11 protein-coding genes and 1 tRNA gene are annotated in these 12,814 nt (G+C 58.4%); 6 read left to right on the forward strand and 6 right to left on the reverse strand.

Features of this window, described 5'->3' with window-relative positions:
• Positions 1-145 precede the first annotated feature (145 nt).
• Entirely contained in the window at positions 146-787 is a 642-nt protein-coding gene (locus B5G28_RS01055; protein ID WP_242967421.1) for a CatA-like O-acetyltransferase, read from the reverse strand.
• 332 nt (positions 788-1,119) lie between these two features.
• On the opposite strand from B5G28_RS01055, the gene B5G28_RS01060 reads away from it, so the two are divergent.
• Together B5G28_RS01060 and B5G28_RS01065 are read left to right on the forward strand one after the other, a co-directional pair.
• The gene (locus B5G28_RS01060; RefSeq protein WP_087245579.1) at positions 1,120-2,085 is read left to right on the forward strand and encodes a hypothetical protein; all 966 of its coding nucleotides are present in this window, start codon (positions 1,120-1,122) and stop codon (positions 2,083-2,085) included.
• A gap of 109 nt (positions 2,086-2,194) precedes the next feature.
• A tRNA-Leu gene (locus tag B5G28_RS01065) sits at positions 2,195-2,277 on the forward strand.
• A gap of 62 nt (positions 2,278-2,339) precedes the next feature.
• On the opposite strand, the gene B5G28_RS01070 is transcribed toward B5G28_RS01065, so the two are convergent.
• Together B5G28_RS01070 and B5G28_RS01075 are read right to left on the reverse strand one after the other, a co-directional pair.
• Complete coding sequence (locus B5G28_RS01070; protein ID WP_087245581.1) at positions 2,340-3,095, reverse strand: SDR family NAD(P)-dependent oxidoreductase; 756 nt, start codon at positions 3,093-3,095, stop codon at positions 2,340-2,342.
• 264 nt (positions 3,096-3,359) lie between these two features.
• The gene (locus B5G28_RS01075) at positions 3,360-4,580 is read right to left on the reverse strand and encodes an aminotransferase class I/II-fold pyridoxal phosphate-dependent enzyme (RefSeq protein ID WP_087245583.1); all 1,221 of its coding nucleotides are present in this window, start codon (positions 4,578-4,580) and stop codon (positions 3,360-3,362) included.
• Between the two features lie 231 nt (positions 4,581-4,811).
• On the opposite strand from B5G28_RS01075, the gene B5G28_RS01080 reads away from it, so the two are divergent.
• Complete coding sequence (locus B5G28_RS01080) at positions 4,812-5,792, forward strand: hypothetical protein (RefSeq protein ID WP_087245585.1); 981 nt, start codon at positions 4,812-4,814, stop codon at positions 5,790-5,792.
• On the opposite strand, the gene B5G28_RS01085 is transcribed toward B5G28_RS01080, so the two are convergent.
• From B5G28_RS01085 to B5G28_RS01095, 3 genes are read right to left on the reverse strand one after another with little or no spacing between them, the layout of a single operon-like run.
• Entirely contained in the window at positions 5,786-7,141 is a 1,356-nt protein-coding gene (locus B5G28_RS01085) for an ATP-binding protein (protein WP_087245587.1), read from the reverse strand. The genes B5G28_RS01080 and B5G28_RS01085 overlap by 7 nt on opposite strands.
• Positions 7,138-7,827 carry a response regulator transcription factor gene (locus tag B5G28_RS01090; protein WP_087245589.1) on the reverse strand — a complete coding sequence of 230 codons (690 nt, stop codon included), beginning with the start codon at positions 7,825-7,827 and terminating at the stop codon, positions 7,138-7,140. The genes B5G28_RS01085 and B5G28_RS01090 overlap by 4 nt, the downstream gene beginning before the upstream one ends.
• Positions 7,824-9,653 carry a Na/Pi cotransporter family protein gene (locus B5G28_RS01095; RefSeq protein ID WP_087245591.1) on the reverse strand — a complete coding sequence of 610 codons (1,830 nt, stop codon included), beginning with the start codon at positions 9,651-9,653 and terminating at the stop codon, positions 7,824-7,826. The genes B5G28_RS01090 and B5G28_RS01095 overlap by 4 nt, the downstream gene beginning before the upstream one ends.
• Positions 9,654-10,046: 393 nt before the next feature.
• Between B5G28_RS01095 and hprK the strand changes: the two genes are divergently transcribed.
• From hprK to rapZ, 3 genes are read left to right on the forward strand one after another with little or no spacing between them, the layout of a single operon-like run.
• Positions 10,047-10,982, forward strand: a complete 936-nt coding sequence (gene hprK / locus B5G28_RS01100; RefSeq protein ID WP_087245593.1) for an HPr(Ser) kinase/phosphatase — start codon at positions 10,047-10,049, stop codon at positions 10,980-10,982.
• 12 nt (positions 10,983-10,994) lie between these two features.
• On the forward strand, positions 10,995-11,909 hold the full coding sequence (gene murB / locus B5G28_RS01105) for a UDP-N-acetylmuramate dehydrogenase (protein ID WP_343215533.1): 915 nt from the start codon (positions 10,995-10,997) through the stop codon (positions 11,907-11,909).
• Between the two features lie 19 nt (positions 11,910-11,928).
• Entirely contained in the window at positions 11,929-12,792 is an 864-nt protein-coding gene (rapZ, locus tag B5G28_RS01110; RefSeq protein WP_087245595.1) for an RNase adapter RapZ, read from the forward strand.
• The last annotated feature ends 22 nt before the right edge of the window (positions 12,793-12,814 follow it).

Here is a 12,814-nt window from a genome sequence, read left to right on the forward strand (position 1 = left end):
TACGGGTTGCAGTGCGAGTGATGCAAGAGACGAATCATTCAGTGCCTCTTGAGAGGCTTGCCGGTATAATGCCCTTCTAGGGCTTACTCAAGCCCCCGGCTTTGCCGGGGGTCATGACTCGCAGACCGCGGCGTCAGGCGCCGGGTCAGTCTTCAGAAAAGGTGTTGATCTGTTCCTGAACCTCTGTGAAAAACCGGGACAGATGGAAACCATCCGCCACCGCATGATGGATGTTCATGGTCAGGGGCATGATCAGACGGCCCTGCTGGAGCTCGTATTTGCCCCAGGTAACGACGGGAGCCAGAAAGGTTCCCTCGTCGAACACATGCACGTCGAAATGGCGGTAATGGACCCACGGCAGACAGGACACATCAAAAAAGTTGGGCGGCTGATGGTCCACAATACCGCGGACATCCCGGTAGGTTTCCTGATCCCGCAGAAAGCGGGCGTGAAACTCCCAAAGATCCTCGCAGAAGGGTGTGACCAGCTTGGTGCATTGCTCGTCGTTTTTGTCAAAAACAGCGTAGCTGGGGGAGATGGAATCCCACCGGATGAGATGTCCCTCCGGGTCCCAGCTGTATTTAAAGTGGTCGTGGGCATTGACAACTTTTGAAACCACCCAGATCATGCAGGGGTAAAACCGCAGCCCGTTTTGTCTGGCGTATTTCACCAGAGGCGTCACGTCCACATCCACCGTCAGGCTCATCACCACCCGCATCCGCTGGATGTAAAACTGGAACAGTTTGCCCCGCTCCCATGCGTTCAGATCAACTCTTTGAAAATTCATATGGATTCTCCTTTGCACCTGTATCGGTAAGTCAAACAGACGTGCAAAGCTGTGGGGATAGAAACGGCTTCCCCATACAAGTCTATCCCGTCAAGCCTTGCATGGAGATGCTGCAATGCAGAGTTTCATTTCATCGCCTCCTTTTCAAGGGATAGATTCATTATAAATGCTGCCGCACGGAATGTAAAGCCTCCGCTATTTGTGTAATTTGCTCAAAATGGGTTTACTTGCCGCGGCGGTGCTGGTAAAATGGAACCAGAAAAAGAACCCCGGACAGGCATCAGAAAGCAGGGAGGCACGCCGGCCCGGGCCTCAGAAGGAGTTGATCTTGCATGATTGAAACCATCCAGCGGGTTGCCATTGCCATCGCGGTGGCGGTCGCGGTGACAGGAGCGGTTCAGGACTGGTCCAAGGATGTTCCGTCGGTGACCACCAATTACTACGAACAGACCCAGACCGGCGGCGCCATCGAGGAGAAGTACACCGCCATGGGAGAATACGACGTCTCCTATACCGATTATCCGGCCCGGGATTTTTTGATTGAGCGGTACGAAGTTTGGTATCCCTCGGCTCTGAAAGAGGAGAGCGGCAAGCAGTGGCCGGTGGTGGTCATGGCCAATGGCACCGGAGTGGCCGCTTCGCGGTATTCGCCGATCTTTCAGCATCTGGCATCCTGGGGCTTTGTGGTGATCGGCAACGAACAGCAGAATTCCTGGAACGGCAGCAGCTCCGACGGCGCTCTGGACCTTCTGGTGGAGCTGAACGAGGATGAAGAAAGCGTCTTTTACCACAAGCTGGACCTGGAATGCGTCGGCGCCGCAGGACATTCCCAAGGCGCCATCGGCGCCATTAATGGCGTGACCAATCAGAAAAACGGCTGGCGGTATAAGGCCCTCTATACAGCCAGCACCCCTTCCAGCCGGTATGCCTCCACACTGAACTGGGAGTACGACGTCTCCAAAATTGAGATTCCCTACTTTATGGCCGCAGGCACCGGCCTTTTGGATGCCGGAGAAGCAGGCGTGCCGGAAGTGGTAGAGGACACCCAGGAGGTTTCCATCTCGCCCCTGTGGTCCCAGGAAGAAAACTACAGCGGCGTCCCGGCATCCACGCCCAAACTGCGGGCCCGCCGTACCGGCGCCGACCACGCCGAGATGCTGCCCTGGGGTGACGGCTACATGACCGCCTGGTTTATGTACTGGCTGCAGGGGGACACCGAGGCCGGCAAAGCCTTCTTTGGGGAGGACGCCGAAATCCTGTCCAATCCCTGCTGGCAGGACATCGAAAAAAATCTTTGACCCCGGCAAACCGCGCCTGGCCGTTCTTTTGGACGGCCGGGCTTTTTTGCGGTCAAAATTTTGGATTGACAATTCCCTTGCAGATTGGTAGACTAAATACGCATTCCATGCGGGAGTGGCGGAATGGCAGACGCGCTGGTTTTAGGCACCAGTTCCGAAAGAGTGAGAGTTCGACCCTCTTCTCCCGCACCATACAAAGACCCCCGGTCCCTTTCCAGCAGGAGAGGAACCGGGGTTTTGTTTTTGGACAAAGACTATTTAGGCTGTGCCGCACGCCGGGTCATTTTGGTCATCATTTTGCCGATATATAAAGGGTGACGATAGGAAAAAGTGATTTGAAGGGACTGTAATGCAGAGTGACAAATCACAAACTTTTTTGACCAAAGATGATCGGCCAGGCCGTATCCTACTTTTTGTGCGTCGGCCTTGAATTCTTTCGGGACCGGCAAACCAGCCGCTGAGGCAGTATTTGTCAAAGGCGGATGGAACAGATGAAAAGAGATACCGAAATCGGCGTTTTCAATTTCCAGACATTTGGCCAGCGATTCAATTGCACCTTTTGAGGAGGCATAAGGAGATATGTTTTCAAAACCTGTAACTCCCACACCGGAACTTGTAAAAATGATGCAGCCTTTTTTAGCCTGACGCATATAGGGCAAAACGGATTTTGCAAGCCGCAGAGCACCGAAGAAATTGATATCCATAACCTTTTGATAAATGGAGTAATCGCTGTCCGGTTCGCTCTGAAATGTACAGAGGCAAGCATTGTGGATGGCAGCATCTATATTTCCAAAAACATGGATAGCCTGATCCACTCCCTTTTGAATGCTGGACAAATCCTGCGCATCCGCTGTCACAGGTAAAAGTGTTTTGGGGTAATCCTTTTGTAAATGTTTTAGATTCTTCACATTGACATCCAGAACAGTTACAGAGTGTCCCTGCTCTAAAAGTCGTTTTACCATATAGTACCCAATTCCTTGGTTAGCACCTACAATGAGAACGTTGGCCAACAAAAGTCCTCCTCTCAAATAGCGTTTATGGGATGTACGTCAAATGGAAAAGCGCTTCAAACCGAGGATTGTTTTTTGAAGATAAGCGCCATCGATATAATAATAGCAAAGTGCTGTCAGGAAGTCTATGTATTTCGCAGATCAAAGATCTGTCGAAACAGCAATTCCTTGGAAAGACATTTCCTGTTAAAACAATTGATCTCGAACAAAAACAGGCCACCCTGCGGGATGGCCTGTCTTGCGTTTCGGAGACAAATCGGAGAATTATTGTGCGTTGAAGACGTACCGATCCAGACGGTCAAAAGCCTCCTGAATGCGGGAGAAGGGGAGAGCCAGATTCATCCGCACCGAGCAGGGCCCATGGAACATCCGCCCGTCCTGAATGGCGACACCCACCGCCCAGGCCGCTTTTTCTACGTCGTCGATGGTTTTGCCATGGGCGCTGCACCAGTCGGTGCAGTCCACAAAGAGCATGTAGGTGCCCTCGGGCTTGCTGACGGTGACGCCCTGGAAGTGGTCCCGGATATAGTCACAGGCGTAGTTGATGTTGTTGGACAGGACCTGGCACAGCTCATCCACCCAGACATAGCCCTCCGGCTTGTAGGCGCCGATCAGGGCGTGCATGGAGAGAACGTTCATGTCGTTGTAATGGCACTTGGAGCTTTTGGCCACGCAGCGATCCCGAAGATAGCTGTTGTAGATGATGTGGTAGCTGCCGACCAGACCGGCCAGGTTGAAGGTCTTGCTGGGGGCATAGAGGGCGATGGTGCGGTTGCGGGCGTCCTCGCTGACGCTCTGGGTGGGGATATGCTTGTGCCCGTTCAGAAGGATGTCGGACCAAATCTCGTCCGAAATGACCACACAGTCGTTGGCCTTGTAGACCTCCATGGCCTTTTCCAGCTCCCAGCGCTCCCAGACGCGGCCGCAGGGGTTGTGGGGGCTGCAGAGGATGGCGGTGTGGATGTGGTACTTTTTCAATTTGCGGTCCATGTCCTCGTAGTCCATCCGCCAGACGCCCTGTTCGTCCTTGACCAGGGGGGTATGAACAATTTTGTAGCCGTTGTTGGTGAGGGACTTGGTGAACCCAATGTAGGTGGGGCTGTGGACCAGAACCGGGTCGCCGGGGGCGGTGCAGCAGGTCAGAGCGCTGACCACGCCGCCCAGAACGCCGTTTTCGTAGCCGATGCACTCCCGGGTCAGCAGGGCAGGGTCACAGCCGTTGCGGGTGACCTGCCACCGGATGATGGAGTCGTAGTATTCATCGCTGGGCGAAAAGTAACCGAATGCGGGGTGCTGGGCCCGCTGGATGATGGCCTCGGTGACGGTGGGCACCGTGGGGAAGTTCATGTCGGCAACCCACATGGGAATGGCGTCAAATCCTTCGCCGGGAGCCTCGGGAGCAAAACCGGGGTTGCGGCCCAGGCTGTCCACCGCGATGGCATCCTTGCCGTGCCGCTCCAGAATCGAAGTGAAATCGTACTGCATGTCAAATCGTCTCCTTTGGTGATGCTTTTGGGCGTTTGGTATCAGTGTAGCACACTGTGCCCGGCGGGTCAATGCCGCCTCTTGAGCGGGCGGGGCATGATATTCCGCGGCCCGGCGGCGCATACTATAGCGTATCGCAATTCAGGTCGCTTTTTGTTCCGGCATGGATGAAAAAACGGCTTTCCGCGTACAATCAAGATGTTTCAATTTCTTCTGCAAGGAGGCGGAAATATGGCAAGCCGTGGCCGCACCCTCAAGTATCTGGCCGCCGCGCTGCTGGCGGCGTTTTGTTTGGCCTTTGCCCGCACCGACACCACCGAAAAAAGCATGGTCCGCGCCATCCTGCTGGAGCAGGGGGAGACAGACTGGACCGTCGGCCTTCTCTACCAGGCCCCCGAGGCCTCGGCGGATTCCTCTGAGGTATCGGATGGCATCGGTTTTGCGGCGGCCCAGGGACCCAACCTGGAACGTGCCCTGAACAATGCCGCCTCCCTTTTGCCGCTGGACGCCAATTTCCGCCTGTGCGACTATCTGCTGTTGCTGCCGGGCAGCAGCTGGCAGACCATCAGCGAATACGAATCCCTGGTGCTGACCCGCCAGTGCGGCCGGACCAGCGCCCTGATGGCTGCCTGCGATTTTACCTGTGAGGATCTGTCGGAAGCCACCGAGGAGAGCGGCGAACTGCTGACCGCCCTGCTGCAGACCCTGAAACAGGCCCAGCGTTCCTCACCGCGTCTGTATGAAACCCGGACCGACGGGGGCCTGCTGCTGCCTCTCCTGGCAGTGGAGGAAGATGTGCTTTCCGTCCAGCCGGAGGGATGGTTTCTCTCCCAGACCGAGCAGACTCAGTGGGACGCCCAGAAAACGGCGGTTTACCGCCTCCTGACAGGCCGGAGCGAGGAATTCACCTTTTGGATGGGGGAGCACCCCTTGACGCTGCGCCGGCCGCTGCTGAGTGTGGCGGTGGAAGGTGACGGCAGCTTTGCTGTCCGGCTGGACTGCCAGACAACGTCTGACAGCGCCGACCCCACTCAGGAGGAACTGGCCCAGCTGGGAACCCTGTGCACTCAGCTTTTGCAGGAGCGATGGCAGGCCGGGCAGGACCTGATTGGTCTGGGGGCCTGTGCCGCTCTGCGGGACGGCAGCGCGGCCCGTCTGGCCCCAACAAAAAACGCCTGCCCGCAGCTGCGGACAGACGTTGCCGTTTATTGAGGTTTGGATTCAAAGGTGATCGTGACGGTGGTACCCTGGCCCAGCTCGCTATCCAGCGTGATGCGGGCCCCGTGGATGCGGGCAATCTGCTTGACGATGGCCAGACCTAGGCCGGTGCCGCCGGTGGCTTTGCTGCGGCTCTTGTCTACCCGATAGAACCGCTCAAAGACGCTGGCCTGTGCCTCCTTGGGAATGCCGATGCCGTTGTCCTGAACCATGAGGTAGGGACAGCCTTCCTCGTTGTGGCCGGTCTTTAAGAGGACCCGGCCGCCCGGCTGATTGTACCGGATGGCGTTGTCGCACAGGTTCTGGCACAGTTCCTCCAGCAGGTTGGGGGAGCCGACGACCTGAACCCCTTCGCCCTGTACGTTCAGGGTGACGTAGGCGCGGCGGGCGTTCATCTTGAGCCGGTCGGTGCATTCCTTGGCGAGGACCGACAGGTCCACCGGCTCCATGACAGGGGAGTCATGGGTGCCGCCGGAGGAATCCAGGTGGGACAGCTGAATGATGTCGTTCACAAGGCGGATCATCCGGCTGGCCTCGCTGTGGATTTTCTGCCCGAAAGAAACGATGTCCTCGGGACGGGCCAGCCCGGTCTCGATCATTTCCGCATAGCCCGAAATACTGGTCAAAGGCGTCTTGAGTTCGTGGCTGACGTTGGCGGTGAACTCCTGGCGCATTTTTTCGTTGCTCTCCCGCACGGCGCGGTCAGAACAGATGGCGTCCGCAAAGGGAACCAGCTCAGTATAGGGAACGTTTTCCTGGATGCGGTCCAGATCGTGGGCCATATTCAGCATGGGGCGGACCAGGCGGCGGGTGAGAACCCTTGCCAGCAAAACCCCGATGCCCAGAATCACCAGACAGCTGAACAGAATGGCCGGCAGCGCTTCATTGTACAGGGTCCAGATGGTCTGGGCATCCTGGCCGATGCGCAGGACGTTGCCGTCCTGCAGGAGAACTGCATAGTAGTAGGTCTCATAGCCGGTGGTAGCCGAGTCGCGGATGTCCTTTCCCTTGCCGGACGAAAAGGCCTGCTGGACCTCGGGGCGGGAGAGATGGTTTTCCATCTCCTCCTGCTCGTCGGCGTCGGTGGACTCATAGAGGACGGTGCCGTCGGGGGAAATCAGGGTGATGCGGACGCGGTCATAGGCGAAGTTGCTCAGGCTCTGGGTGTCGTGTTCGTACTGGGACACCAGGATGGCGGATTCGTTTTCCAGAGCCCTCCAGGCCTGCATGGTGAAAGCGCGGTGAAAGACAAAGATGCAGACCGCCGCCGCCAGCACCACGCCCATCAGCCCCATGGTATAGAGCCGGCGGCTGATGGTTTCCTCCATGCTGCGGGTTTTCATTCCTCGCTGCCCTCCTCGCTGTCGGCCAGCTTATAGCCGACCTTGCGGACGGTGAGAATGTAGCTGCCCGCGCTGCCCAGCTTTTTGCGCAGGGTGCGGATGTGCATGTCCACCGTCCGGCTTTCCACCGAAATGTCGGTGCCCCACACCACCTGCAGGATGGTCTCGCGGGTCACCACCAGATTGGTGTTTTCCAGCAGCAGACGCAGCAGGCTGTACTCCTTGTAGGTCAGATCCACCGGGGTGTCGCCCACCGTGACGCTGTGGCGGGCGTTGTCCAGCAGCAGCTCGTGGAAGGAGTAGACGTTGGGTTTGGCCGGCGGAGCCGAGCGGCGGAGCGCCGCCCGCACCCGGCTGAGAAATTCCATGATGCCGAAGGGCTTGGTGATATAGTCGTCTGCGCCGCAGTCCAGACCGCGGACGGTGTCCAGCTCGCTGGACTTGGCCGTCACCATGATGATGGGCAGCTGGCGCAGGGTGGGGGAGTTGCGCAGCTTCTTCAGGATGGAGAAGCCGTCCTCCCCCGGCAGCATGACATCCAGAATGACCAGCTCCGGCTCCGAGGTTTTCATGGCGTGCCAAAAGGCCTCCGGTTCCTCGAAGGAACGTACATCGTATCCGCTGGACTGGAGTGCATACTGTTCCAGTTCCCGGATGGATGCGTCATCCTCTACAATATAGATCATGCGTTGCCTTCCTCCTTTTGGGCCTTGTCAGCCTCTGCAGATTTCTTTTCAGCAGCAGCTTCGTTGGACCCAGGGAAGGAATAACGTGCACGGTAGCGGTCGACTCTGCGCTGGAACGCTTCGCTCTCCTCGGCGGCGCGGTTGTGCCGCAGATCCGACAGATAAGCGTGGGTGTCAAAGCTGTCCTGCGCGACCTCGATCTGGGCCACGGCGATGTTGCTGCAGTGTGCGCTGATGCGGGAATAGCTGGTCAGCAGGTCATCCAGCACAAAACCATAGGTGATGGAGCAGCTGCCGGCCTGCAGACGGGCGATGTGGCGGGCCTTGATGGCGCGGACCAGCTCGTTGACCACCGACTCCATCGGTTCCACCTTGCTGGCCAGGTGCAGGTCGCCCTGACGGAAAGCCTCGGTGGTGCGGTTCAGCAGATCCTGCACCACATCCTCCAGGACGCTCAGTTCCTCCTGGGCGTCCACCGAGAAGGTGATGGACTTATCGTGGATTTCCTGGGCGGAGTTCAGCAGGTTGATGGAGTAGTCGCTGATCCGCTCAAAGTCGCTGATGGTGTGCAGCAGGGTATTGACCTGCTGGCTGTCGTCGTGGTTGAGCTCGTAGCTGGACAGTTTGACCAGATAGGTGCCCAGCGCGTCCTCGTAGTTGTCCACCTGCTTTTCTTCTTCCTTGACCTTCTGGGCCAGGGTGGCGTCCCACTTGCGGGTCAGGCTCATGGCCTGCAGCACGCCGATGCGGGCGGTCTCGGCCATCTTGGAGGTGACGGAACGGGCCTGGTCAGCTGCCACAGAGGGGGTGTTCAGCAGACGCTCGTCCAGCAGGGTGAAGCGCTCCTTCTTCTCGTCGTCGGGGATGGTCAGGTAAGCCAGACGCTCCAGCAGACTGGTGAAGGGGAGCAGCAGGGCGGTGGCGCCCAGGTTGAAGGCGGAGTGAACCACAGCGATGCCCCAGGGCTCGATCACGTCACCGATGAAGGAGAACTGGAACACGGCATTCAGGCCGTAGAACGCCACCAGGAAGACCACCACGCCGATGATGTTGAAGTACAGGTGGACGATGGCGGCACGGCGGGCGTTCTTGTTGGTGCCCACCGAAGAAATCAGGGCCGTAGCACAGGTGCCGATGTTCTGGCCCATGATGATGGGGATGGCGCTGCCAAAGGTGATGACGCCGGTGGAGCTGAGAGCCTGCAGAATACCGACGCTGGCGCTGGAACTCTGGATGACGGCGGTGACCAGTGTGCCCACCAGAACACCCAGGATGGGGTTGGAGAAGCGGACAAACAGCTCGGTGAACCAGGGCTCATTCTCCAGCGGAGCGACCGAGTCGGACATGGCGGTCATGCCGGTCATCAGGATGGCGAAGCCCACCAGGATGCCGCCGATGCCCTTCTTGCGCTCGCCGCCGAACATGAACATCAGGATGCCGATGAACGCCAGCAGGGGGCTGAAGGTGGAGGGTTTCAGCATCTGGACCAGCAGGCTGTCGCCCTCCAGGCCGGTCAAGCTGAGAATCCAGCTGGTGACAGTGGTGCCCACGTTGCTGCCCATGATAATGCCGATGGCCTGGTGCAGCTCCATGATGCCGCTGTTGACGAAGCCGACCACCATGACGGTGGTGGCGCTGGAACTCTGGATGACGGCGGTGACCACCAGGCCCAACAGGAAGCCCTTGACAGGGTTGTCCGTCAGGCGGCTGAGAATTTTCTGCAGCTGGCTGCCAGCCTGCCGCTCAAGGGATTTGCCCATCAAATCCATTCCGTAGAGGAACAGAGCCAGGCCGCCAAGGAGAGAAAATAGATTTGTGATTGTCATACATATCCTCGTTTCTGCGGTGTGTCCGGTTCTCAAGGAAAAGCAGCGCACGTATCATCCAACTGGCCTGCGCGGTGCTCAGCATTGAGATGTTTCTTACAAGAATTTTACTTGTACTTGATTTAAGTATAGTGCGGCAATGTAAAATGTGAAATCGGCAATATGTAAAATCTACGTAAAGGCCAGTTTACATAAAGCGATGGTTCACGTCCGCCTTCAACAGTATACAAGAGAATGGGCTCAGACGCAATAAGACAAAAATGACCTTGTGGGAATTGTAATCCCAACCGGTTTTGATTATAATATAAAAAATGGGAAATTTGCGCACAGCCTGCAAGTCCCGACCGAAACGGACGGCTGCCGGACGCAGCCGGTCACAGGGAGGAAATAAGGATGGAAAATTTTACCGTATCACTCGCCAAACTGTCCGAGCGGGTCAATATGGAGGTGGTCTACAGCCCCCGGGATCTGAGCGAAATCAACGTTGAGATCGCCGAGGTCAACCGCCCGGGCCTGTTCCTGGCGGGGTACTATGAGTACTTTGACAACCTGCGTCTGCAGATCATGGGTCTGGCCGAGATGAACTTTCTGTCGGTCCAGACGCCCGACCGCCGCTATGAGGCCCTGGACCATCTGTTCGGCCAGATGCCGCCGGCGGTGATTGTCTCCCGCAGCGATGAGCTGACCCCGTTCCCCGAGATGCTGGAGCTGGCTCAGAAGTATAAGGTTGCGCTGCTGCGCTCCAACGAGGCCACCTGCGTTCTGATGGGCAGCCTCATCAGCTATCTGAACATGGAGCTGGCCCCCCGCATCACCCGGCACGGCGTTCTGGTGGAAGTGTACGGCGAGGGCATCCTGATCCTGGGCGACAGCGGCATCGGCAAGAGCGAGCTGGCCATCGAGCTGGTCAAGCGGGGCCACCGTCTGGTGGCCGACGACGCCGTCGAGCTGCGCAAGGTTTCCAACCGTCAGATCATGGGCACCGCCCCCGAGAATATCCGCCACTTCATCGAGCTGCGTGGCATCGGCATCGTCAACGTCGCCCGCGTGTACGGCGTGGGCGCCGTCAAGGTCACCGAGACGGTGGACCTGGTGGTCCAGCTGGAAGCCTGGGACCCCACCAAAAACTATCAGCGCACCGGTCTGGAGACCGAGTACTATGAGATTCTGGGGGTCAAAATCCCCAGCACGGCCATTCCGGTTTCTCCCGGACGCAACCTGGCCGTGGTGCTGGAGACAGCCGCCATCAACAACCGCCAGAAGAAGATGGGTTACAATGCAGCCAAGGAGCTGCTGATCCGTCTGGGTCTGGACGATACGGTAGACTGAGAGGGCAGAGCCTTGGAACAGAACACCATCGACGCATTGAGAGCAGGGCTGGACGCAGCCAGCGTTCCCTATCAGGAACAGGAGCCGCTGTCCGCCCATACCACCTTTAAAATCGGCGGCCCGGCAGCTTTTTTCATCCGGCCCACCCGGGAAGAAGAGCTGTGCAAAGCCGTCACCCTGTGCAAATCCCTGTCGGTGCCCTGCTATATTCTGGGCAACGGCAGCAACATCCTCTTTGGGGATAAGGGCTGGAACGGCGCCGTCATCTGCCTGGCCGGCATGAAGGGCGAAATCCAGCAGGAAGGAGACACCCTGCGGGCTCCGGCCGGCATGCCTTTGAGCATGCTCTGCATGGCGGCCCTGCAGGCCGGGCTCACCGGTCTGGAATTTGCCTACGGCATCCCCGGTACCGTGGGCGGCGCCGTGTATATGAACGCCGGCGCCTATGGCGGAGAGATGAAGGACGTTCTGGTCTCGGTGCGGCACCTGACCGCCGAGGGCGAGATCGTGGAGACTCCCGCCGCCGGGCTGGATTTGAGCTATCGCCACAGTATCTTTGAGGACAACGGGGACTGCATCCTCTCGGCCCAGGTGCGGCTGACGCCGGGTGATCCCCAGAAAATCAGCGACCAGATGAACGAACTGATGGGCCGACGCCGCGACAAGCAGCCCCTGGATAAACCCAGCGCAGGCAGTACCTTCAAGCGCCCGGTGGGCGCTTTTGCGGGCGCGCTGATCGAACAGTGCGGGCTGCGGGGCCACCGCCACGGCGGGGCCGCCATCAGCGAGAAGCACTGCGGCTTTGTGGTGAATCTGGGCGGGGCCACCTGCGCCGATGTGCTGGCCCTCTGCCAGGAAGTCCAGACCATTGTGAGGGAACAAACCGGTTTTACTCTGGAAAAGGAGATCCGGGTTGTAGAATGTTGAAGGAAGTAGGGGAGCGGTTATGGAGCTGTTGATTGTAAGCGGACTTTCGGGGGCGGGCAAATCCGTCTCGATGAATGCGCTGGAGGATATCGGGTATTTCTGTATGGACAATATCCCGGCCTGGCTGCTGCCGAAAATCGTGGCATTTTCCCGGGCCGGCGACAGCCAGCTGGACCGGGTGGCCATCTCGATGGACGTGCGGGGCTGCCGCACCCGGGAGGAAATCCGGGAGGCGCTGGCCCAGCTGGACCTGCAGCAGACGCCCTATAAAATCCTCTTCCTGGATGCCTCGGACGAGGTCCTCTGCCGCCGCTACAAAGAGACACGCCGCCGCCACCCCATCAGCCAGGCGGAGGATATCCCCACCACCGAGGCCCTGGCCCGGGAACGGGAAATCCTGCAGCCTCTGCTGGACCGTGCCGACTACGTCATCGACTCCACTTTGCTGTCCACCGCCCAGAACAAGGAGCGGATCTGCGATCTGTTCCTGCCGGGCGGCGGGGCCAAGGCCGCCATGCGTCTGAACGTCATGTCCTTTGGGTTCAAGTTCGGCCTGCCGGGAGAGGCAGACCTGGTGCTGGACGTGCGCTGCCTGCCCAACCCTTTCTATGTGCCGGGCCTCAAGCATAAAACCGGCATGGACCAGGAAGTGGTGGACTATGTGATGCAGTTTGCCGAGTCCAGGGAGCTTTTGAAGCGGATTGAATACCTGCTGGATTACGCCATCCCCCTGTATGTCAAGGAAGGCAAGAGCGAGCTGACCATTGCAGTGGGGTGCACCGGCGGCAAACACCGCTCCATCACCTTTGCCCGCAAGATCGCCGAATACTGCGAACAGCTGGGCTACGCCGTCAGCATTCAGCACCGGGACGCCGCCCGGTAAACCTATTACAAAAAGGAAGGAA

Origin of the sequence: Faecalibacterium sp. An77, from assembly GCF_002161315.1 — a bacterium.
Classification (GTDB): Bacteria; Bacillota; Clostridia; order Oscillospirales; family Ruminococcaceae; genus Faecalibacterium.